The 19,893-nt window shown below is 69.6% G+C and carries 22 protein-coding genes; 8 read left to right on the top strand and 14 right to left on the bottom strand.

What is annotated here, in order from left to right; translation table 11 throughout:
- Nucleotides 1–3: 3 nt before the first annotated feature.
- From ABZY20_RS30020 to ABZY20_RS30010, 3 genes are read right to left on the bottom strand one after another with little or no spacing between them, the layout of a single operon-like run.
- Nucleotides 4–789 carry an SAM-dependent methyltransferase gene (locus ABZY20_RS30020; protein ID WP_356445506.1) on the bottom strand — a complete coding sequence of 262 codons (786 nt, stop codon included), beginning with the start codon at nucleotides 787–789 and terminating at the stop codon, nucleotides 4–6.
- Between the two features lie 60 nt (nucleotides 790–849).
- Complete coding sequence (locus ABZY20_RS30015; RefSeq protein ID WP_030587981.1) at nucleotides 850–1,080, bottom strand: DUF397 domain-containing protein; 231 nt, start codon at nucleotides 1,078–1,080, stop codon at nucleotides 850–852.
- Nucleotides 1,077–1,946, bottom strand: a complete 870-nt coding sequence (locus ABZY20_RS30010) for a helix-turn-helix transcriptional regulator (RefSeq protein ID WP_356445504.1) — start codon at nucleotides 1,944–1,946, stop codon at nucleotides 1,077–1,079. Before ABZY20_RS30010 ends, ABZY20_RS30015 begins: the two co-directional genes overlap by 4 nt.
- Nucleotides 1,947–2,151: 205 nt before the next feature.
- Between ABZY20_RS30010 and ABZY20_RS30005 the strand changes: the two genes are divergently transcribed.
- The 7 genes from ABZY20_RS30005 to ABZY20_RS29975 are packed head-to-tail and all read left to right on the top strand — an operon-like array spanning nucleotide 2,152 to nucleotide 9,268.
- Complete coding sequence (locus tag ABZY20_RS30005) at nucleotides 2,152–3,654, top strand: transcriptional regulator, XRE family protein (RefSeq protein ID WP_356445502.1); 1,503 nt, start codon at nucleotides 2,152–2,154, stop codon at nucleotides 3,652–3,654.
- Between the two features lie 53 nt (nucleotides 3,655–3,707).
- On the top strand, nucleotides 3,708–4,715 hold the full coding sequence (locus ABZY20_RS30000; RefSeq protein ID WP_356445501.1) for an asparaginase: 1,008 nt from the start codon (nucleotides 3,708–3,710) through the stop codon (nucleotides 4,713–4,715).
- 39 nt (nucleotides 4,716–4,754) lie between these two features.
- Nucleotides 4,755–5,222, top strand: coding sequence for a PPC domain-containing DNA-binding protein (locus ABZY20_RS29995; protein ID WP_030587970.1), 468 nt, complete (start codon nucleotides 4,755–4,757; stop codon nucleotides 5,220–5,222).
- A gap of 15 nt (nucleotides 5,223–5,237) precedes the next feature.
- Entirely contained in the window at nucleotides 5,238–6,560 is a 1,323-nt protein-coding gene (locus tag ABZY20_RS29990; protein WP_356445499.1) for a hypothetical protein, read from the top strand.
- Entirely contained in the window at nucleotides 6,557–7,141 is a 585-nt protein-coding gene (locus ABZY20_RS29985) for an NUDIX hydrolase (RefSeq protein WP_356445497.1), read from the top strand. The genes ABZY20_RS29990 and ABZY20_RS29985 overlap by 4 nt, the downstream gene beginning before the upstream one ends.
- Nucleotides 7,138–8,496, top strand: coding sequence for a hypothetical protein (locus tag ABZY20_RS29980; protein WP_030587960.1), 1,359 nt, complete (start codon nucleotides 7,138–7,140; stop codon nucleotides 8,494–8,496). The genes ABZY20_RS29985 and ABZY20_RS29980 overlap by 4 nt, the downstream gene beginning before the upstream one ends.
- 16 nt (nucleotides 8,497–8,512) lie before the next feature.
- Nucleotides 8,513–9,268, top strand: a complete 756-nt coding sequence (locus ABZY20_RS29975) for a 2'-5' RNA ligase family protein (RefSeq protein WP_356445495.1) — start codon at nucleotides 8,513–8,515, stop codon at nucleotides 9,266–9,268.
- A 13-nt stretch (nucleotides 9,269–9,281) separates the two neighbouring features.
- Here the strand turns inward: ABZY20_RS29975 and ABZY20_RS29970 are convergent, their stop codons facing one another.
- The 3 genes from ABZY20_RS29970 to ABZY20_RS29960 are packed head-to-tail and all read right to left on the bottom strand — an operon-like array spanning nucleotide 9,282 to nucleotide 12,446.
- Nucleotides 9,282–9,869, bottom strand: coding sequence for an HAD family phosphatase (locus ABZY20_RS29970; protein ID WP_356445493.1), 588 nt, complete (start codon nucleotides 9,867–9,869; stop codon nucleotides 9,282–9,284).
- The gene (locus ABZY20_RS29965) at nucleotides 9,862–11,457 is read right to left on the bottom strand and encodes a PEP/pyruvate-binding domain-containing protein (RefSeq protein ID WP_356445491.1); all 1,596 of its coding nucleotides are present in this window, start codon (nucleotides 11,455–11,457) and stop codon (nucleotides 9,862–9,864) included. Before ABZY20_RS29965 ends, ABZY20_RS29970 begins: the two co-directional genes overlap by 8 nt.
- Nucleotides 11,454–12,446 carry a hypothetical protein gene (locus tag ABZY20_RS29960; RefSeq protein WP_030587949.1) on the bottom strand — a complete coding sequence of 331 codons (993 nt, stop codon included), beginning with the start codon at nucleotides 12,444–12,446 and terminating at the stop codon, nucleotides 11,454–11,456. Before ABZY20_RS29960 ends, ABZY20_RS29965 begins: the two co-directional genes overlap by 4 nt.
- Before the next feature lie 163 nt (nucleotides 12,447–12,609).
- On the opposite strand from ABZY20_RS29960, the gene ABZY20_RS29955 reads away from it, so the two are divergent.
- On the top strand, nucleotides 12,610–13,107 hold the full coding sequence (locus ABZY20_RS29955; RefSeq protein WP_356445489.1) for an NUDIX domain-containing protein: 498 nt from the start codon (nucleotides 12,610–12,612) through the stop codon (nucleotides 13,105–13,107).
- A gap of 1 nt (nucleotide 13,108) precedes the next feature.
- Here the strand turns inward: ABZY20_RS29955 and ABZY20_RS29950 are convergent, their stop codons facing one another.
- The 8 genes from ABZY20_RS29950 to ABZY20_RS29915 all read right to left on the bottom strand — a co-directional run bounded on the left by ABZY20_RS29950 (nucleotide 13,109) and on the right by ABZY20_RS29915 (nucleotide 19,806).
- A complete protein-coding gene (locus ABZY20_RS29950; RefSeq protein ID WP_356445487.1) occupies nucleotides 13,109–13,774 on the bottom strand; it encodes a 3'-5' exonuclease in 666 nt (221 codons plus the stop codon).
- A complete protein-coding gene (locus ABZY20_RS29945; protein ID WP_356445485.1) occupies nucleotides 13,762–14,862 on the bottom strand; it encodes an aminotransferase class I/II-fold pyridoxal phosphate-dependent enzyme in 1,101 nt (366 codons plus the stop codon). The genes ABZY20_RS29950 and ABZY20_RS29945 overlap by 13 nt, the downstream gene beginning before the upstream one ends.
- On the bottom strand, nucleotides 14,859–15,902 hold the full coding sequence (locus ABZY20_RS29940; RefSeq protein ID WP_356445483.1) for a radical SAM protein: 1,044 nt from the start codon (nucleotides 15,900–15,902) through the stop codon (nucleotides 14,859–14,861). Before ABZY20_RS29940 ends, ABZY20_RS29945 begins: the two co-directional genes overlap by 4 nt.
- Nucleotides 15,884–16,582 carry a thymidylate kinase gene (locus tag ABZY20_RS29935; RefSeq protein WP_157846345.1) on the bottom strand — a complete coding sequence of 233 codons (699 nt, stop codon included), beginning with the start codon at nucleotides 16,580–16,582 and terminating at the stop codon, nucleotides 15,884–15,886. Before ABZY20_RS29935 ends, ABZY20_RS29940 begins: the two co-directional genes overlap by 19 nt.
- Nucleotides 16,579–17,181: a GTP cyclohydrolase I gene (gene folE / locus ABZY20_RS29930; RefSeq protein ID WP_356445481.1), complete on the bottom strand. Its 603-nt coding sequence runs from the start codon at nucleotides 17,179–17,181 to the stop codon at nucleotides 16,579–16,581. Before folE ends, ABZY20_RS29935 begins: the two co-directional genes overlap by 4 nt.
- Complete coding sequence (locus ABZY20_RS29925; RefSeq protein ID WP_356445479.1) at nucleotides 17,178–17,912, bottom strand: WbqC family protein; 735 nt, start codon at nucleotides 17,910–17,912, stop codon at nucleotides 17,178–17,180. Before ABZY20_RS29925 ends, folE begins: the two co-directional genes overlap by 4 nt.
- Nucleotides 17,912–18,613, bottom strand: a complete 702-nt coding sequence (locus ABZY20_RS29920; protein WP_007490674.1) for a PIG-L deacetylase family protein — start codon at nucleotides 18,611–18,613, stop codon at nucleotides 17,912–17,914. Before ABZY20_RS29920 ends, ABZY20_RS29925 begins: the two co-directional genes overlap by 1 nt.
- An 80-nt stretch (nucleotides 18,614–18,693) precedes the next feature.
- Complete coding sequence (locus ABZY20_RS29915) at nucleotides 18,694–19,806, bottom strand: glycosyltransferase family 4 protein (RefSeq protein ID WP_356445477.1); 1,113 nt, start codon at nucleotides 19,804–19,806, stop codon at nucleotides 18,694–18,696.
- Between the last annotated feature and the right edge of the window lie 87 nt (nucleotides 19,807–19,893).

Genomic DNA, 19,893 nt, shown 5'->3' with positions numbered 1-19,893 from the left:
CGTCTACGGCTTCTGCGCGACGCCGACGTAGAGAGGCACCTGTTCGTCGGCGAACTCCTGATCAGGCTCCGGATGCCAGTTGGTGACGACCTGAACGCCCGGATCAATCAGGTCAAGTCCCGTGAAGAAACGGGCGAATTCGTCTCGCGACCGCACCTGCGCGGGTATGCCGCTCTTCCGGTAGATCTCGACGGCCTTGTCCCACCCGGCAGGGTCGAAGTCTCCCGTCACGTGCGAGAGCATGAGGAAGCTACCTGAGGGGAGCGGGGCCAAGAGCTCGTTGACAAGATCGTAGGGCCCGTACTCGTCGGAGACGAAGTGCAGGAGGGCTACGAGCGAGAGGGCGACAGGCTCCTCGAAGTCGAGGATCTCCTGGGCGCCTTCGATGATCTTCCCGGGCTCGCGGACGTCCGCCTCGATGTACTTCGTCGCCCCCTCGGGCGTACTCCGCAGGAGCGCCTCCGCATGGCGCAGAACGACGGGGTCGTTGTCGACGTAGACCACACGTGATTGCGGGTTGACCGCTTGGACGACCTGGTGAAGGTTGGGTTCGGTCGGGATGCCGGTTCCGATGTCGAGGAACTGATGCACGCCGCGGTCAGCCAGGAGCCGGGCAGCCCGATTCATGAAGCCCCTGTTGGTGAGGGCAGCGACCCTGATGGCCGGCAGGAACGATATGACTCTCTCGGCAGCCTCCTCGTCGACCGGGTAACTGTCCTTGCCGCCGAGGTAGTAGTCGTACATGCGGGCCGGGTGGGGGCGGCTGGTATCGATGGGCTTTAACGTCATCGCTATTCTGTTTGCCCTTCGTGTCGGATTTTTGGCGCGGTATTGCGAGCTACGTGGGGCTTAGGAGAGGAGGAAATCCGCATCCCCGGACTTTGCCCCGATAATGAAGGCCGCGATTTCTCCCCGCGTGTAGATCAGCGCGGGGCCGTCAGGGTCGGTCGACTGGCGCAGCGCCACGCGGCCATCGTCGAGAGGCTTCGCCTCCACGCAGTTTCCGGCGTTGCTACCACTCCAAGGCTTCACCCACTCTGCCGCTCCAAGCTCTGTGGCGGCGCGCAGGACGTGACTCATAGGTACAGCTCCTTGCGAATATCACCAAGGAATTTCTTGGTTTCTTGCTTTGAGAATGCGTACACACTCATCTCGCCCAGCGCTTCACGGAACAGGGCGACTTCTTCCTTGTCCTCGCTGTATCCGGCGCGGCTCAGGCTGTCGGTGCAGACGATGTCGGGAAGTTCGGGGATTTCGAATCGGAAGATGGTGAATGGCCCGAAGGCGCCTGGGTGGAGCCCTGCTGCGAAGGGGCACACCTGCAGTGTGACGTTCGGGAGGTCGGTCACTTCCAAGAGGTGCTCGATCTGCTCGCGCATGACGGCCGCATCGCCGACGGGGCGCCGTAGGCTCGTCTCGTCCGTTACAACCCACAGCTGGGGTGGGGCCGGCTTCTCGCGCGTGAGGATCTCCTGGCGCTTGATGCGCAGGTCGACGCTTCGTTCAAGAACATCAGGCGCCATGCGAGGGAGTCCTCGCTCCATGACGGCGCGGGCGTATCCGGGTGTCTGCAGCAGACCAGGGAGGACGCCAGGCTCGTAGCCGCGGAGGCTGGTCGCAGCCCCCTCCAGCGATACGTGCACCCCGAACCAGCCCGGGAGTACGTCGCGGAAACTCTGCCACCAGCCGGGCGTACTCGCCTGGTCAAGGAGGACGAGAAATTCCTGGATCTCGGCCTGGGGGACGCCGTAGATCTCGAGAAGCGTCTTGACGGTGGCGTACTTCAGAGAAGTCTCGGCCTTCTCCATCCTGGTGACCGTCGTCGGCGCGATCCGCAGGGGCTTGGCGGCCTGTGCAGCGGTGAAGCCGGCCGCCTCGCGCAGGGCGGCCAGGCGCCGGCCCAAGACGATGGCCAGCACGGTCGGGGCGGACTTCGGTTCGCTCACGCCGGTTCCTCTCCCCTTCGGCCGGCAGCTGTCGTTCGCTGAAGTGTGCCACGGCACCCACGAGGCGAACAGACTGCAGCCCGAACTATGCAGGTTGCAGAGTGAGGCTTGCCAACGCCACAGAGTAGCGAGCATAGTTGCGTGGTGACCCAGCTCACGTAGCCCGGATGCACGCTCCCCCGCCTTCGCCCCAGGAAGGTCCGAGATGTCCGCCCGCCCCACGTTGTTCCGCGTTCTCCTCGAAGAACGCCGATGGGACCGATGGGTGGTCTTCTGCACCCACTTCGAGCGGACCGCACGGGAGCTGGCCAACGAGACCGACTCGCCGCGCCTGGCGACCGTCTCGGTCTCACGTTCCACCTTTGACCGGTGGGCGAAGGGCTACTGGTTCGGGCAGCCCTGGCCAGATGCGGCCTTGATTCTGGAGCGCCTGTTCGGAGTCCCCTGCTCCGACTTGTTCAGTCCCGCGCCATCCGTCATGCAGGTGCGTTCGTTGCCGCACAGCCGGGGAGACATACGCGCCGCCGCCACGATCACCGAGCGCTGGCCCACCAGCAGGGTGTTCCTGTCCAGTTCCGATGAAGTCGCCGACTCGTGGGAACTCGCTGGTCGGCAGGTGCTCGACGGCACAACCGCTGCGATCGGCATTCGGGCTGCCACAGTCCGGGACAGCTCCGCCTATATCGAAGCCTCCGACCCAGCGCTGCATCAGTTCTTACGACCGGCCCGCCGCGGGATGCTCGTAGGCGTCGCTGAGCAGGGCGACGACACCCAGCTCTACGTGATCGACGCGGCGAACGCCCGCCGCGCGCTGACGGTGTCTTCCGACGCCGAAGTGCTTGCCCTGCCGGCCGCGCACCTGCTGGACGATCTGACGTACGGACTGCTGTGGTCCCTGGTTCAGCTCGATGACGGGCTCCTGGCGGACGACCTCGCCCTCGCCGAGGAACAGGAGGCGCTGGACACCTACCTCTCGCTGCCGCGTTCCGCGCCGAGCCGGGTGGCGCTGCCCGATCTCACGACGGCCGGAGCACAGTGGCTCGGATCTGCGTTCTGTGCCCGGCACATCGTGCGGCGACTCGATGGGGTGACAACATCCCCTGTCTTCTGGACTCGGGAACAGACCGGTGAGCAGGCCGCCCCGTGGCTGTGGTTCCGTCACAAAGCCGACTACCTCAAGACTCTGGCGGCCCAGTACACCGACGCTGCGACGCCCATGGTCCGGGTCTTCTGCGTTCCGGAGGCCGAGGTAACCCGCAGCAGCCGGTACGAACGCATCCTGCTGCTTCTGGCCATCGCGCTGATGGAACTGCACGGAATCAAGGTCGACGTTCTCGCTGACCCGGAGTACTCCGAGGTCGACGGCTTCGCGTTGGTCCCCAGTCAGCGCGCGGCCGTCGCCAATTGGGTCCGGACCGAGGCGATCTGGGCTGCCGATACCGTCACCCATCGTCCCGCGCTGCGGGCGTATCACGAGGCCTTCAGGGAGGCGCGCGCACACAGCGTGGCGACGGGCCCTGACCCGGAAGCTCGGTTGCGGACACTGGCCGGCTTTCTGGATATCCCGTGGCCGTGGCTGATTCGCCGGTGCCGCGAGTTGAGCGAGTGCGGCACAGCGAGCATCGTGCGTCCACGCAGTCGGCACCTCAGCGTGAGCGCGCTCGACGACGTCTTCCAGTTCCTCGGCGCCCTTGCCCCGGACCGGTGAGAGCCCGACGCTGACCCGTACTGCGTGATCCACTTCTCCGAAAGGCAGCCGTCGTGATCTCCACCCCGCGGTCCCAGCGCCCCACTGTCCTGGTGCTTTCACTCGGCGGCACGATCGCCATGTCGGCGCCGAGCGGCGGAAGCGGGGCGACCCCCCGTCTGGCGGCTGCCGATCTCGTTGCCTCCGTGCCGGAGCTGGCAGATGCTGCGACGCTGGAGCTGCAGGACTTCCGGCAGATCCCCGGCGCCTGGCTGGAGATCGACGACATCGTCGCCATAGCCGAACTGCTGAATCAGCGGGCGCAATCCGGCACGGCTGGCTTCGTCATCACCCAGGGCACCGACACCCTGGAGGAGACCGCCTTCCTCCTCGACCTCCTGTACACCGGGGAAGCCCCGGTCGTGATCACAGGCGCCATGCGCACCGCGGAGATGGCCGGCGCTGACGGCCCGGGCAATCTTGTGGCCGCTGTGCACACCGCGGCCAGCCCTTCCGCGCGCGGCCTCGGCGTACTCGTCGCCTTCGCCGACGAACTGCACGCCGCCCGCCATGTGCAGAAGGTCCACAGCACCAGCACGTCGGCCTTCGCTTCGCCCGGCGCCGGTCCCGTCGGGTACGTGGTGGAAGGCCAGCCCCGCTTTCACTTCGCCGTGCCGCGGCAGGCGCCGGTGGCACTGCCGCAGGTCCGTCCGGCGTCCGTGGAGGTAATCCAGGCGACCCTGGGCGCCTCCGTGGCCCTTCTGGAGGCCTCTGCTGGCCTCGCGGACGGCCTGGTCATCGCAGCCTTCGGAGCGGGGCACGCCCCCAAGACATGGGCTGAACCGCTGGGTGAGCTGGCAACCCGTATGCCGGTCATCCTTGCTGCCCGCACCGGCGCGGGCAGCGTCCTGAGCAACACCTACGATTTCGGCCCCGGCTCCGAGACAGACCTGCTCAAGCGAGGCCTCATCAGCGGCGGCGGCCTGGAGCCGCGCAAAGCCCGGCTCCTCCTGCTGGCCCTTCTGCGCTCCGGAGCAGAGCTGCCGGAGATCAGGGACGCCTTCGAACTCCGCCGACGCTGATTTCCCCCACAAGATCGAATTCTGAGATCGAGGAGCCACATGCGTGCCACTGAAGTCACCACCGGGCGGCGGTTCGTCGTCGCTCTCGATGATGGCGAAGACTTCTTCCCTGCGCTGGACGCCTTCTGCCGCGACACCGGGATCCGGGCTGGCCACATCCCGACGTTCATCGGCGGCTTCAGCAGTGTCCGGCTGGTGGGCTCGTGCGGCCCACTCGAGCACCCGGAGCGCCCTCTGTGGGACGAGATCAAGGTCGAGACCCTCGAAGTGCTCGGAGCCGGCACGCTCGCGTGGGACACCGTGAACAGCAAGGTCGCACCTCACATCCACGTGACCGCCGGCCTGAAAGGGGCCTCTGCCGATGGACGAACGAGTCACCTCCTGGGCGGCACCGTGCAGTTCATCAGCGAGCTCGTCATCGAGGAGTGGACCGCCCCTACGGTGACCCGGCCGCAGAGCCCCGATCTGTATGACGTTCCCCTTCTCACCTTCGGCGACTCGAACTGAGCCAGGGAGAAGGCGATGCGGCGCGCGACCCGGTTCCGGCAGTTGGTGGAGGGAAACCACTGGACGGTGTTCGCCACGTTCAGCATCCACTTCCAGCGTGCCGCCCGCGACGTCGCCCGTATCGACGGCGACCCGCGGCTGGCGGCGGTCACGGTCTCGTCTCGTAGTTTCGACCGGTGGTTGGCCGGGGACCTCAAGAGGATGCCCTGGCCTCCCACCTGCCGTGTGCTGGAGCATCTGCTCGGGGAGCCGGCAGTGGCGCTGTTCGGACCACCAACCGGTGAGCCTCCCAGCACCACCGATGCCGCGACAGCCGAGGCCGGGCCAGGAACACCCACCCCTGACTTCGCGCCCCTGCTCACGCTGCCCGGAGCTGCACCGCCCGAGAGCGCCGGCCCGTTGCCCTACCTGGGGGCACTGGAGTCGTTCAGGCACGCTGATCGTCAACTCGGCGCTGGACATGTCTATTCGTCTCTCCAGCAGTATCTTCAGACCTCCATCGCGGTTGATCTGTTCGGGCCCAAGGGGCAGTCCCCCGAAGCTGACGTGTTTCTGGCCGCAGCAGTCCTCACGGAAATGGCGGGCTGGATGGCCCATGACCTGGGACGCGACACGGAGGCCTCCGAACACTTCAGGGTCGCCTTCGGTCTCGCGCACGCGACTCCTGAAACATCTGTGGGAGCGAACGTCCTGGCGAGCACGAGCCACTTGGCCCTGCAACTCGGCGACGCCGGGCAGGCACTGGCCCTAGCCCGCCGCGGACATGAACGCATGGCGACCACCGAGCCTATCCCGGTGCTCACCGCCCGCCTTCACGCCATGGAGGGTCGCGCTCACGCCAGGATCGGAGACGATGTGGCCGCCCAACGCGCTCTGGAAACAGCGCGCGCAATTCTGGAAGACGCCTCCGCTGTGCCGCCCCCGCATTGGATTGCCCCCTTCGATCAGGCTGCACTCGCCAGCGAGTCAGCGCTCGCCCTCCGCGACCTGGGCATGCTCAGTGTGGCGACCATCGAAGCCGAGCGCGCCGTGGCGTTGCGTGGAGAGAACCGTGCCCGCAGTCGGGCATTCAGCCAGTCCGCGCTCGCCGAGCTTCTCGTCCAAAGTGGGGACCTCGAAGCGGCCTGTGCCACCGGGGTGCAGCTTGTGGCCGCTTGTGAGCCGCTCGGCTCGTCACGGGTCACCGAACATCTGCACGCCCTTAGTCGAACTCTCACTCCCTTCCGAGACGTCCCGCAGGTGCGGGACGTGCTGGAGCAGTTGGTACAGGTCAACCGTCGCCGTTCGGCCCTGCTGGCCAGCTTCGACGCCCGTCCGGGAATGGGCAGGTATCCATGACGAAACCCCCTCCTCCCGGAACGCCGGCGTGGGATGCCTACCTGGCCGAGGGCAACGCCAAGCAGGCTCGCAAGCGGGTGACTGCCGACGCGCTGCTTCGCGACCCCGACGGTCGGCTTCTCCTGGTCAAACCCACTTACAAGCCGGGGTGGGATCTTCCTGGCGGGATGGCGGAGTCCAACGAGGCTCCCACCGATGCCGTGCGGCGGGAACTCCGCGAGGAGCTCGGGCTCGACGTCACGCTGTACGCACTCCTGTGCATCGACTGGGTGCCTCCCCACGGGCCGTGGGACGACCTCATGGCGTTCGTCTTCGACGCCGGGCAACTGTCCTGGGACACGTGCGCCACGCTGCGACCGCACGACGAGGAGCTTGCGGAGTGCGCCTTCTTCCCCGAAGACCAGGCGCTTTCCCTGCTCCGGGACCGTCAGCGGCGCCGAGCGGAGCAGGCCCTGGCTGCCTTGGGGGAGAGCATCCCCCGATACCTCCAGAACGGGCAGCCACTCTGGAACCCAGGCCTCACTCCGACACAAGAGCAGCAGCCGACCGTCCGAACCGAACCCGAGGGGGGAGCCCGGTGACCAGCACGACCACCACGCGGTTCGCGCTCCTGGTGCAGGAGAACCAGTGGGATTCGTACGAGAAGTTCTGTATCCACTTCGCCAAAGCCGCTGCGCGCGCCGCCGAGAAGGAGAACGATCCCCGGCTCGCCCGCGTCGAAGTGTCCCGCAGCAGTTTCGACCGGTATATGGGCCGCCGCGGCTCGATCAAGAGCACACCCCGGCGGGACGCCTATCTCGTACTCCGCCACATGTTCAACATGGCCCCCGAGCGGCTCTTCGAGCCCGTGGAACCTGGGGCGCTGGTCTCGCTGCGGGCCAGCGCTGACCTCGCCAGTGCATCGGCGGCCAGCCTCGGCTTCGACGACCCGCTGGCCGTCGTCGCCCAGACGCACAAGCTGACCAGCTCCAACGCGGACGACCCGGTCCTGGTCATGGTGAGACGGTCCATCTCGGGCATCATCGACCGCTACGAGGCGCAGGGGCCACAGCAGCTGGCGGGCGAAGCCCGAGTCGTGCGCGAAATGCTGCACGGCGTCCTGGCCGGCCAGCAGCCCCCGCGGGTCCGTACGGAACTCTTCCGCCTCGCCTCCCAAGCCGCCGGGCTTCTGGGGTACATGGCCGTCAACGCTGGTGCGACCTATGACCTGGTGAACGCGTACTGCTCGGAGGCGGAGTCCCTGGCACGCGAGGTCGGCGACGTCCCCATGGAGATGTGGGCGAGCGGGACCCGCTCTCTGGGGCTGTACTACCAGAAGCGGTACGCGGAAGCCGACGACGCAGCCCTGGCCGGAATCGCTCTCGCCCCGGACAACCCGCAGGCGATCCGGCTGCTCGTCAACGGGCGCTCCCGCGCGCTCGCCCGACTCGACGATCGGCGTGGCGCCGAGCAGGCGATCGGCCAGGCCCTGGAGCTCTCCGACCGGCAAGCCGCCCTGCCCGGCGGCCTCACTTCGTGCATCAGCTTCGAGCCGTACTCCATGGCTCGCACCTTGGCCAACGCCATCACCACACGCCTCTCGCTCGGCGACACAGCCGAGGTCCTGACGCACGCGGAGCAGATCGACGAGCTGATCGCACACTCCGACTCCGACTGGAGCCGCGCCCTGGTAGGGCTCGATACGGCAACGGCCCTACTGCAGCAGCCATCTCCCGAGGTCGAGCAGGCCATGGCGTTGGGCCGGCGAGCCCTCAGGTCCGGAACCACCGCGCCCATCAGGTCTGTGTGGGAACGCGCGAACGAGCTCTACCAATGCGCCGAGCGGTGGCATGACGAACCCGATGTGGGGGACTATGCCGAGGAGCTGCGGACGTGGCGGTCACAGCCGCAGGCCGGAATGATCGTGGTCGGCTCGCGCGCTCAGATCGCGCCCTGACATATCTAGGAGATCCGTGGCGCCCGAGCTGGCCGTCGACACCAGGGCCTTCCCCTGCGCACCTCCCGCCGACCTCGACGACTCCCGCGTGATTGTCGAGCACGACTGGCGGGCCTTCCAAGCTGTCGACCGCATGAAGAACCACTGGGATCGCCCGGGATGGTCGGAACGGCAGCAGGCCTACTACTGGATGCTCACCTTCGCCGACGCCACCGCCCTGGTGCGACGCACGGAGCACTGCCAGGGCGCGCTCGAGCATCTCAGCATGGACCTGGTGCCCGCCGACGGCCTGCACGTCACCCTGCTCCGGATCGGTGCCACGGAAGGAGTGTCACATCCCCAGCTCGAGCACCTGATCTCCCTGGCGGAGCACTTGTCCGTAGGTGAGTTCCGCATTCTGGCTCATCCCCTTGCCGGCAGCCGCGGTGCCGTCCGCTTCAGCCTCACCCCGTGGAGACCGCTCGTCGGCCTCCACGCTGCGCTCAGCGCGCTCGGTGCTCAAGCCGGTGTGCCCGGCGGCAAGCCGACCAGCACCTTCCGGCCGCATCTGGGAGTGGCCTACAACAACGCCGAGCGCCCGGCAGCGCCGGTCGTCGACGTGGTGTCGCAACTGCGCTCGCTTCCCCCAGTAGCTCTCGATGTCTCGTCAGTGGACCTGGTGAAGCTCCGCCGCCAGGGAAGGACCTACCGGTGGGAGACCATCCGCACGCTTCCGCTGCGCCCAACGGGATTGGCCTCGGCTGCCGAGGGAGCCGCACCAGGTGCGCAGTGATCCTTCACGTGGCTCATGTGACCGGAACCAGAGTGGTGCCGCTCACGGTGAGCAGCCGCATGCCCGCTGATCGGGCCGCGGCGATGCCGTCGGGTGCGTCGTCCACCGCCAGGCAGTGCGAGGGCGCCACGCCCAGCTGTCGCGCCGCTTCCAGGTAGACGTCGGGAGCGGGTTTGCCGCGCGCCACGGACTCGGCAGTGACCACGATCGGAAGGAGCCCGTTCAGTCCCAGGCGCTCGATCCCGGTGTGCACCAGGACTGCGGCCGCGCTGGACGCGACGGCCCGGGGGATCCTGCGTGCACGGGCCTGCTCGAGCAGTTCCAGGGTCGCCGTGATCACTGCAGGCGGGGGCCCGTTCAGCAGGCGTTGCCGGCTGGCGTGGACCACCTCTTCGACCGGGAGCTCGCGCTCGCCAGCCAGGACCCGCAGGAGGTCGCGTACCGGCAACCCGGCATGCACCGTGTACCAGTCCTCCTCGACCGTGAGTCCGTACGGCACGAGCGCTTGGCGCAGCGCGTCGAGACGCCGCCGGCCGTTGTCGACGACCGTGCCGTCCCAGTCCACGATGAGACCGGCGGTGTCGCCCAGGAGATCAGTCATGGAGGCCTCGGCTGTGGAGGACCCGGCCGTTCGGGTCGACGGTCACAAGAGTCTCCGGCACGTCTCCGCCGTCCACCGGCCACAGCAGGCGTCCGAGGGACTTCAAACGAATCACCTGGAACCCCGGCAGCTCCGGAGTGGCGACGTCCTCGTCCACGATCAGCACCCCCACCGTCCCGTGCTCGGCCGACGCCGTGAGGGTGGGGAGCACAGGGTGATGCTCTGCCGGTGAGTGCAGCAGGAGGGTAGCGGCACGCCCGTCGTGCGCGGCGGTGGCCGGCAGGCGCTGGAGCACGACGGCCGCTCCGTCCAGGCGGGCGCGCTCGGTCCGTTGTTCCGGAATGCCCGCGACGGGCCGCACGGTGCCTTCAGTTCCGTTGACCTCGATCAGGCGCGCCGAGGGGATCGCGGTCGCGGCCTTGACGTTGGTGACGCAGGGAATGCCGAGCTCGCGGGCGATGATCGCGGTATGGGAGAGCGGTCCCCCCGTGGTGGAGACGACTGCGGCGGGCTGCTCCAGCAGGGCGCCGGCCGCCTCGGGACCGAGCGCGCCGCAGATCAGCACGGCACCGGTCAGGGCTGTGCCCTCGCCGATGCGAACAGCCGGCCCCGCTGCGGTGCCCGCGACAGCAGGGATGCCGGTCCAGCCGTCCTCACAGTGCCGACCGGTTGCGCGGGCTTCGTGGAGGGGGCGGGTGAGCGGGCGTGCTTGCACCAGGTGCAGGGTGCCGTCGGCGGTGAAGGCCCACTCCAGGTCGATACGTTCGAGGCTCAGCGCGGCTGCCGCGACAACGGCGCTGTCCAGGAGGGCCAGGCGGCGTTCCTCGCTCAGCACGGGATCAGCCGCCCACGGCGTCGGCGTATGGAGGTGCAGGACGCCTTCCTGTGACGTCTTGATCTTCGCGAGTGTCTCGTCCTGATTGACGCCGGTGATCGTCGTCCACTCCCCCGGTGGCAGCCGCAGCTCGTCGGGGGCACCCGGCATGAGGATGATCCGCTGCTCGGCGGGCTGGACAGGGTGGGCGGTGTGACGCAGGCCGGAGTGGACCTCGCCAGTCTGGGTGCCGCTGACGAGTGGTTCGGCCAGGCCGCGGACGGCCTCGATCCGCCAGCGGACGCACCGGCCGGCGAGCACCTCGGCTGCCAGTACGCCGGAGGCAGTGGGGCGCAGCGCGGGCTGGATGACCACGGCCATCCCGAGAGCCGCGGTGATGCCGTGGGCCCGCGCATATGCCTGCGCCGTCGGCTGCAGTGCGGAGGAGCGGACCTCGGTAATCGCAGCGTGCAGCGGGCCGGAGTGGGCGGGGGTGAAGCGTGAGGCGTACATCCCGGCGAACGAGACGGCGGCGCCGTCCTCGGCGACGGCGGAGGACCGGGCGATCAGGCCGTACGGGGCGCGCCCCTCCGCCCAGGCCAGGATGCGGTCCACAAGGATCGGCACCGCGCTCTCCGGTGTACCGACCGGGACCACCAGGCCCTCGGGAACCGGCAGACCTTGGCGGAGCAGCCGGGCCAGGGCGGCGGCCTTCCCGCCGACGCGCGCCGCATTGTGGGCCTGGTCGAGGGGGAGCAGGGGGGTGGGGGTCATCGGCCGTCTCCCAGGGCGAGCAAGTCGGGTGTGGTGACGCGGGTGGCATCGTGCTCTCTGGCCGTGCACCAGCGGCGCACCAGCGACAGGTAGCGGTGGCGCAACTCCTTGCGCCGTTCCTCGCTGTCGGCGGCCCAGGCGAGGGCGGTGCTCAGGGCGCGCACCGCGGCGAGCTGGCCGGGCCGGCCGCCGGCAGCCAGCAGCGCCGCGGTCTCCCATGCCTCGCGTACGGCGGCAGAACGGTCCAGGGAGCCGGTGAGGGATGCCAGCTCGGATTCGGGGTCTGCGCTGGACGACAGGGTTCGCAGCAGGTCGGCGGCGCGGTCGGGGTCCTCAAGGGGCATGGCGGCAGCTGCCGGTGAGCCCGCCCCGTACAGAGTTCCGGCCCGGGCGCTGACGTCGGCTGCGGCCAGGGCAAGGGGACGTCCGTCACGGATGCTGGCGGCGGCTTCCAGGAGGAGACGGTGCGCCTGCAGCAGGTGGCCGGTGCGGTTCGGGGTGGCCAGGGCGAGCGTGCAGTCTCGGGCGCGGGCCCGGCTGGACAGCACCTGGCTCAGGAGGTCCTCCCACTGCTGCTCGGGCAGCAGCCAGTTGACGATGTGGGCGGACATCACCTTCAAGAACGCCGCCGTCCCCCGCCCGATGGCTTCGTCCGCTGCCTTCACGTCCCGGTCGCTCAGGGCTTGTTCGGCCTGGTCTAGTGCGCTGGCGGTCTGCTCCCGGTGGAGGGCCGTGCGATCGGCCAGGTCCCGGACGCGATCGGGGTCGGACAGGAACTTCTCCAAGGCGGCGACGAGCCGAAGGTGTACGGGTTCGTCGATGTCGACGATGCCCGGCCGCCGCAGCCGCCCGTACGGGGTCGGATCCTCCAGGAGCACCCTCGGCCAGGCTATGAGCGATGTGGTGTAAAGATCCCACTCCAGCAGCGTGCTCGCGGGGCGGCTGCGCTCGTAGTCGCAGGTCAGCATCCCGTTCCAGACGGGTTCCATGGGGGTCCTCCCGGGGGATGGGGGTCGGATCGGCGAAGGCGCGGGTGATGTGGCGCGAATCTGCGGTGGTGGCCCTGGGTGCTGTGGGAGGCTCGATGCGGGCCTGGGGCGGCCGTGCCCCGTTGGGCCGGGAAGTGCCTGTCGAGCCGAGGGATGTGCGCTGATGGTCGTCAAGGAATCCACCGCGAGCGTGTTCGTCTTCAACCGTGGCCAGAAAGGGGTGTGGCGCTGCGCGCTGGTGTGGCATCCGCGTCTGGAGGAGTGGCTTCCCGCCGGCGGACACGTGGAGAGTGACGAGAGCGCCGCCGAGGCGGCGGTGCGTGAGGTGGACGAGGAGACCGGCCTGACCGCCCTGCTGCTGCCAGGGCCGGCGCTGCCACTGCCCGCCGGTTTCCCGCACACGCAGGTGATCGCGCCGTGGTACGTGTGCGAGATGCGGGCCGGCGCCGACAACCACACGCGCGCGCCGCACCGGCATGTCGACCACGTCTTCGTGGCCGTAGTGGACGACACCACGCCGTCGCGGCAGCCGGTCCATGAGGTCCGCTGGTTCACCGAGCAGGAACTGGCCGAGGCACCGAGCATCGCCGAGGACTCCCGGCTGCAGGCCAAGGAGCTCTTCGGACGGATCGATGACGTCGTCGGGGCTAACTGCATCTGAGCTACCCGCCGTCGGGCCCGAACAGCGTGTCCTGAACGGTGGCTTCCGTAGCCGGTTTGGGACGCGGTTGAAGACCGGCGGCCGCGTCGAGTTCCAGAAGCGTCGACCAGTGGCCCGCGGCCGCTCCTTCCTCCAGCAGCAACCGGAAGACGTCGGCGGTCACCTCCACGTCCGGCATGGCCCGGTGCCGCTGCACGGGCTTGGGGATGCCGTAGTAGCGCAGCAGCTCGTCCAGCCCGTACGAGGACATGCCGCGGACGGTCTTCCGGGCCATCCTCACGGTGTCCACGAGCGGCGTCGTGGCCAGGGTGGGGCAGTGCTCCCCCTGTCGGGCGATGAGCCCGGCCTCAGTCGAAGCGTGCTGCGCCACCAGTCGGTAGGGGGGTGTCGACAGCAACCCGTCCAGCTCGCCGAGCACTGCGGCTGCGGGCGGGGCGGACCGCAGCGCCGCCTCGGTGATCCCGTGGCTCATGTCGCGGGAGGTCACCGGCACGTCGGCCGGCGGCTGAATCAGCGACTCGAAGCGGCCGTCCTCCACCAGCTTGCCGTCCCGTACGACGAGCGCCATCGCGGCGACCTCGGTGGGCTCGGCGGGCCGGCCCGCGGGCGTCAGGGCCTCGAAGTCGATCACGACGAAGGTGCAGTGCAGGCGGGTCAGGATGTCCACTGTGCGGCCTCCCGGCGGATCGTGGCCGCGATCTGGTGGAGGTCTTCCTCGTCCATGCGGGCGGTGAAGGGCACGGCCAGGAGCCGGTCTACCGCACGGGCTGCGTTCGGACACGGATTCTGGCCAAGCTCGCGGCATGCCGGATGCTCGGGGGCGGTGCGCAGACCGAAGGTGCCGACGCTGTTGGTCACCCCCTGTTCGGCGAGGCGCGCGCTGAACGCCCGCGGGCGGTCGAGGGTGAGGTGCCACAGGGCGCTGTAGCCGTTGGGTTCCTGCTCGTCCGGGGGATGGTTCGGGACGAGGCCGGGCGTGTCGTCGACGAGTTCGTGCAGCATCCTGCATTGGTGTCGGCGGCGGGCGAGCGCGTCATCGAACGCGGCGAGCTGGTGGCGGGCGATGGCGGCCAGCGGCTCGGCGAGCCGGAGGCCGAGCCCCAGTCGGCTGCCGGCCGGAGCCTCGGGGGCCGGGGTGTGCCAGTGGGTGCGGAAGGCGGCGGCGCGCGCGGCGAGTTCCGGATCGTCGGTGAGGAGGTATCCGCCCTCTCCGCTGGAGATGATCTTTCCGTCTTTGAGGGAGAAGCAGCCGATGTGGCCGATCGTGCCGGCCTGGCGGCCGCGGGTGCGGCTGCCTTGCGCCTGGCACGCGTCCTCGATCAGGCGTAGTCCGGTCGCCTGGGCGTACGCGGCCAGTTCGTGGATGCCGTCGGTGCGGCCGGCGAGGTGGACAGGGAGGATCGCCCGTGTGGCGCGGGTCCTCTTGGCGGACAGGTCCTTGAGGTCGATGCCGCCTCCGCCTGGGGCGCAGTCGACGAAGACGGGCGTGGCGCCCGTCGCGGCGACGGCCTCGACGGTCATGATCACGGTGGTGGCAGGCATGAGGACCTCGTCGCCGGGGCCAATGCCGCAGGCCACGACCGCGGTGTGCAGCGCCGAAGTGCCCGAGGCCACGACAACGGCGTGCCGCGCGCCGAAGACGGACGCCAGTTCGCTCTCCAGCGCTTCGGCCTCGCGGCGCCCGGCCGGGTCGGGCATGCGGGCCAGAACCTGTTCCAAGGCCTGCATCAGCGCGGGATCGACTCCGGCGTTCATGATGTGCTCCCGGCGGGTGCGGGGTCCACGACACGGTCGAATCCCATGAGGGGCCACATGTTGACGCAGTCCACGCTGAACAGCGCGCAGTCCGCGCAGCCCGCCGGGCGGAACGCGTCCGCCGCGGTGGTCTCCCGGATGCTGCGGCGCCGCTGGGGCGGGGTCTGGGCGATGCGCAGCGCGGAGGGGCAGTCCCATACCGAGCCGTCGGGTTCGACGAAGAACAGGTCGTTGCCACCGAAGCAGTCGCGGACCAGGCCGGTCGACTCTTGGACGGCCGAGACGAACTGGCCGGGGTAGTCGACGGAAGGCAGGGTCAGGGGCAGGCCGGAGGCGTAGAGCTGCCCGAACTCCCGGCGCAGGCGCGGAATGTCCGTCTCGGTGAGCACGAGCTCGTCGTGGAGATTGTGGTCGGCGGGCAGCGAGACGGGCTGGGCGACGAAGTAGTCGCAGCCCAGCTCGGCGGCCAGACGGGGCACCGTGGTGATGGCGTCCAGGTTGAGCTTGGTGATCATGCTGTAGATGCCGACTCGGGGTTGCGGCCGGTCACCGCGTGCCGTCAGGACGGTACGGATGCCGTTGACGACGCCCTCCCAGCCGAAGCCGGGCTTGCGCGGCGGGCGCCAGCGGTCGTTGTACTCGGCGTCGGTGGAGTCCAGCGAGACCGAGAACGCGTCCACGCCGAGGTCGACCAGCCGCTCGGCCATGCCCGGCTTGTTCAGGGCCGGGCCGCTGGTGCACACCACGACCTCGATTCTCTGGGTCTTGAGGATCTCGATCAGCTTCAGGGCCGGGGCCCACAGCAGCGGCTCGCCGCCGGCGAGGAAGACGCGGCGGACAGGCGAGTCGCCCAGGGTGCGGGCGAAGGCGAACAGTTGCTGGGTGGGGACGTCGTCCGGCGACTGATGGTCCAGCACGCCGGACCGCGGCAGGGCCTGGAGCGTGGCGTTCTCGGGCCAGTTGAAGTAGCACGGCAGGCACTTGTGGGAGGCGCACCATGAGCGCAGCGCCCACAGTACGGTCACGTTCCGGTCGGGCACGGGACGGCTCCTTTCGGCGTGGCGGCGGCCGCGGCGCGCTGGCACACATCGGTGATGAAGGCGACGGCGTGCGGCTCGTCGACCTGTTGGCGGTCGAGGACGTAGTACTGGCCCTGCTGGGTGTGGGCGAGCAGACGGTAGAGCCGGTCGGCCCGGGCCATCAGGGAGCGCTCGCTGGCGGTGGCGGTGCGGCCGATGCGTTGCTCGAATCGCTGGAGGCAGCGGCGAGGGTCGTCGAACAGCAAGATCGTGGCGGTGGGTTGCGGGCGCCAGGATTCGATCGTCGACAGGATGTGCCAGGCGGTGGTCAGGGCCTGTTCGTCGGAGTGCTGTTCCGTCTCGGCGAGCACGGCGGCCTGGTAGATGGCCACGGAGTGCGGGCCTCGGTCTTCCAGGACGACCTGTCCCGGTGTCACCGGGCCCAGGCTCTCGAAGCGGTGGACCTGCAGTCCCATGAGGAGCAGGGTCTCGGTGCGCGGGTGGCCGGTGCGCAGGAAGAGGTCGCCGTCCTGGTGCAGTGCGGCGATCACCTGGCCGGGCAATCCGGCGGGCGGGGCGTCGGGCAGTTCGACCAGCGGGACGCAACGGGGGCCGAGGCGCTCTGCGGCCTGGCGGCTGAGTCGGGTCTTGCCGACCCCGTTGGTGCCCTCGACGTTCACCAGCGCGATTTGCCTGCTCATCGCGCCCCCAGAGGGAGGAAGGCGGCGGTGCGCAGCCGGTCGGCGAGTCGGTCGTCGCTCTCGAGCCGGCCGAGCAGACAGGCTGTCGTCGTGCGGGCGGCCTGGTCGCGGACGCCGCGCATGGCCATGCACAGGTGCTCACCGACCGACCACACTCCGACGTCGCCGCTGCCCGAAAGCGCGGCGACTTCGTGAGCGACCTGCGCGGTCAGTGCCTCCTGGAGTTGCAGCCGGTGGGCGTAGGTCTGGACGATCCGCGGCAGTTTCGACAGGCCCAGGACCCGCCCGGCCGGCACGTAGCCGATGTGGACGTCCAGCCGGAACGGGAGGAGATGATGCTGGCACAGGCTCCAGGCCCGGATGCCGCTGACGACGACGTACTGGCCGCCGGATTCCTGGTGCGTGAAGGCGGTGTCGGTGGTGCCGGGGTCGTGCTGGAGGAAGTCCTTCCAGAAGCGGGCGACTCGAGCGGGGGTGTCGCGCAGGCCTTCGCTGTCGACGTCCTGGCCGAGCGCGACCAGGAGCTTGCGGTAGAGCGCCTCGACCTCGCCGAGGTCGATGCCGTCGGTGGTGGGGAGGCGGGTGTCAGTGGCGGTCATCCGAGCACCGCCATCTCCGGGGCCCACGGCCGCAGGTGGGCGCTGTCGGTGAGGACTGCGCGCGCCTGGGGCCCTTGGTGCAGCAGCAGGTCCAGGGCGGAGAGGCCGGGAGTGAAGGGCCCGCGTCCCTGGTCGTACGGAGGGCTGCTGTAGGTGGCGACCTCGACCTCGATCCCGGCCTGCGCGAGGAGGCCGGCGTCGAGGTATTCGGCAGCGCCGGTGCCCACCCGCAGCACGCGGGTGCCGGAGGTCTTGCACAGGTCGATGAGCATGTCCGTCTTCGCCCCAGCAGGGGTGATGGCGGAGGAGCGAGCCAGTTCGATCTGCAGCCCGAACGCGTCGAGGAGGAGCCGGATCAGCTCCTGGTTCAGGTCGGCCAGGTGCGTCCACGAGCGGCCGTAGACCGCGCGCAGCGGCCCTTCCCACTGCGGCCAGTAACGGGCGTGCTGGTAGCACTCGGTGAGGGTGCGCCAGTGGCGGGCGCGCCAGCGGTCGTCGGCGATGCGGGCCGCACGGATCGGCTGCCCGAACCGGCCCGTGACCGGCACCGTGAGGCGCACCCGCTCACCGCGGGCATTGCGGACGAAGTTGCGGTTCTGCCAGCCGCGCTCGGTGTACTGCACGTGGTCGAGCAGGATGAGCCGGTCGACGTCGAGCAGGCGGGAGAAGTAACCGGGCCACGGAAGGTACGCGGGCTGGTGGGCGACCAGTACGTCGGTGCGGGCGGTCATCAGAAGGCCATCCGGTAGGGAAGGAACCGCTCGGCGGTCTCCGTGCCGATCGTGGCGCCAGCCGCTTCGTCGAGCGCGCGGATCTTGGCGGTACTGCGCGGGTGCGGGGCCTCGCGGAGCTGGCTGGTATAGCAGAGCAGCGCCTTCTCCTTGGTCGGCCAGGCGGTGCTGGTGTCCACCACGACGGTCCGCGGTTCGTCGGCGGCGCGCCAGGACCGGTCCTCGGGTCCGTCGTAGCCGAGGACGAGAGGCGGAATCCACCGTATGTCCGCGGCGCCGGGCCGGGCCGCGGCGAGCGCGGCGGTGTGGACGGCCTGGTGGTCCTGGTGGTGGGCGTCGACGGTGGGGATGAACAGGACGTGCGGCCGACTGGTGTGCAGGCACGGGCCGGGCCCGGATTCGATAAGGGCGACCAACTCGGGCAGGTACGTTCCGGGATGGGCGGCGCGGTCGGTGTCGACCCAGGCCACGTGGTGCTGGTGGACGCCGAGGACGGAGCAGGCGGCGTCGAACTCGGCGCGGCGGGTGCCGGCGTCGGAGCTGCCGCCGTACATGGGCGCGGTGGTGCAGGCGACGGCGAGGACATCGACGTCGACGCCGTGCTCGGTCAGCTTGGCGATGGTGCCGCCGAGGCCGAGGGTCTCGTCGTCGAGATGGGTGCTGACCACGAGGGCGCGGTCACCGGGTTTCAGGCCGAACATGAAGGCCCTCCTCTTGTCCGTGGGAAGGGAGCGACGGGACCGCACGGCGCGCCCGTGCGGCGAGGCGGAGACTGATCGCGTCAGATCTGCAGTGCGGCCAGCAGCGTCCGGGCGGCTGCGGCCGGGTTGAAGGCGGCGACACGGTCGGGGGCGGACTGGCTGGCGGCCCGGTAGTCATCGGGGCTGGTCAGCAGGGCGCGCAGGGCCTTCCACAGGGCGTCCGCGCCGTGCTCGAGGGGGACGGCGCGGCCGGCGGGACCCACCATGCCCGGCACGTTGCCGAAGTCGAAGGTGATCACGGGTGTGCCGACGGAGAGGGCTTCGGCGGCGGTGTGGCAGAAGGTTTCGGGTTCGGTTGAGGAAATGACGGTTGCGGCGGCTCCGGCGAGGAACTGCGGGACCTCGCGCCAGCCGAGCGCGGGCAGGATGCGGATCAGCTCGGGCCGGGCGGCCTGCTGTTCCTTGCAGGCGGCGATGACGTCGCGCTGCATGCCGGGGAAGAACTCGAAGTCGGCTTCAGCCAGTACGAGTTCAATCGGCCGCCCCCAGTCGGCGGGCATGGCCTTGAGGAGCTCGGCCAGGCCCTTGGCAGGCTCCACGCGGGAGGCGATGCGAATGGGTCCGGCGGCTCGCAAAGCTTCGCGCTGGTCCGCGGGCACGGGTGCGGGGTCGGTGAGCAGCGCGTTGGGGACGGTCACCCAGCGGCTGGTGTCCAGGCCGGCCTGCGCGCCTTCCGCGGCGAGGTAGTCGCTGGCCGGGCACACCACGTCGACGGCGGCCAGGGCTTGCTGCCAGCGGTCCTCGCTGCTGCGGCGGATCTTGTGAACCATGAGGGCAGAGCGGACGCCGTCCGGCACCGGGTTCAGGTAGCCCAGGCCCCACAAGGTGTCCGCCCAGCACACCGCGTCCACCTGGTGGCGGGCGAGGATGCCGCGCACTTCCTCGATGACCGGCTGCGGGTCGGCGAGGGCCCGCAGGACGTCGTCGTTGAGGGCGGGACGGGGGAGGCGGACCGAGTCCAACCGGACCATGCCCGGCTCGGCGACGTCGCTGGGCGAGGCGGGGCCGGCCGCCAGGATGAGGGGGGTGTGGCCGAGCCGGCGTACGCCCTCGACGAGGGCGGCGATGCTTCGCTCGATGCCCGAGGGGTGGTCGGGCCGGTAGGTGAGCAGGCAGAACGCGATCGTGCTCATTAGAGGACCATCCCTTCTGCAGCCCTCACGGGTAGGGTTGTGACCTCTCGGTCCCGGTGGGTGCATGGCTTGGCGTGCGCGCTGCGT

It is taken from the genome of Streptomyces sp. NPDC006624, assembly GCF_040611555.1.
Taxonomy (GTDB): domain Bacteria; phylum Actinomycetota; class Actinomycetes; order Streptomycetales; family Streptomycetaceae; genus Streptomyces.
The sequence above is the reverse complement of the archived record's forward strand: the minus strand, read 5'-3'. Positions and strand labels throughout refer to the sequence as shown.

What these genes read in the sequence shown, in the direction of transcription:
- ABZY20_RS30020 (WP_356445506.1), bottom strand. Translation starts at nt 789, where the DNA reads ATGACGTTAAAGCCCATCGATACCAGCCGCCCCCACCCGGCCCGCATG.
- ABZY20_RS30015 (WP_030587981.1), bottom strand. Translation starts at nt 1,080, where the DNA reads ATGAGTCACGTCCTGCGCGCCGCCACAGAGCTTGGAGCGGCAGAGTGG.
- ABZY20_RS30005 (WP_356445502.1), top strand. Translation starts at nt 2,152, where the DNA reads ATGTCCGCCCGCCCCACGTTGTTCCGCGTTCTCCTCGAAGAACGCCGA.
- ABZY20_RS29995 (WP_030587970.1), top strand. Translation starts at nt 4,755, where the DNA reads ATGCGTGCCACTGAAGTCACCACCGGGCGGCGGTTCGTCGTCGCTCTC.
- ABZY20_RS29990 (WP_356445499.1), top strand. Translation starts at nt 5,238, where the DNA reads ATGCGGCGCGCGACCCGGTTCCGGCAGTTGGTGGAGGGAAACCACTGG.
- ABZY20_RS29985 (WP_356445497.1), top strand. Translation starts at nt 6,557, where the DNA reads ATGACGAAACCCCCTCCTCCCGGAACGCCGGCGTGGGATGCCTACCTG.
- ABZY20_RS29970 (WP_356445493.1), bottom strand. Translation starts at nt 9,869, where the DNA reads ATGACTGATCTCCTGGGCGACACCGCCGGTCTCATCGTGGACTGGGAC.
- ABZY20_RS29965 (WP_356445491.1), bottom strand. Translation starts at nt 11,457, where the DNA reads ATGACCCCCACCCCCCTGCTCCCCCTCGACCAGGCCCACAATGCGGCG.
- ABZY20_RS29960 (WP_030587949.1), bottom strand. Translation starts at nt 12,446, where the DNA reads ATGGAACCCGTCTGGAACGGGATGCTGACCTGCGACTACGAGCGCAGC.
- ABZY20_RS29955 (WP_356445489.1), top strand. Translation starts at nt 12,610, where the DNA reads ATGGTCGTCAAGGAATCCACCGCGAGCGTGTTCGTCTTCAACCGTGGC.
- ABZY20_RS29945 (WP_356445485.1), bottom strand. Translation starts at nt 14,862, where the DNA reads ATGAACGCCGGAGTCGATCCCGCGCTGATGCAGGCCTTGGAACAGGTT.
- ABZY20_RS29935 (WP_157846345.1), bottom strand. Translation starts at nt 16,582, where the DNA reads ATGAGCAGGCAAATCGCGCTGGTGAACGTCGAGGGCACCAACGGGGTC.
- folE (WP_356445481.1), bottom strand. Translation starts at nt 17,181, where the DNA reads ATGACCGCCACTGACACCCGCCTCCCCACCACCGACGGCATCGACCTC.
- ABZY20_RS29925 (WP_356445479.1), bottom strand. Translation starts at nt 17,912, where the DNA reads ATGACCGCCCGCACCGACGTACTGGTCGCCCACCAGCCCGCGTACCTT.
- ABZY20_RS29920 (WP_007490674.1), bottom strand. Translation starts at nt 18,613, where the DNA reads ATGTTCGGCCTGAAACCCGGTGACCGCGCCCTCGTGGTCAGCACCCAT.
- ABZY20_RS29915 (WP_356445477.1), bottom strand. Translation starts at nt 19,806, where the DNA reads ATGAGCACGATCGCGTTCTGCCTGCTCACCTACCGGCCCGACCACCCC.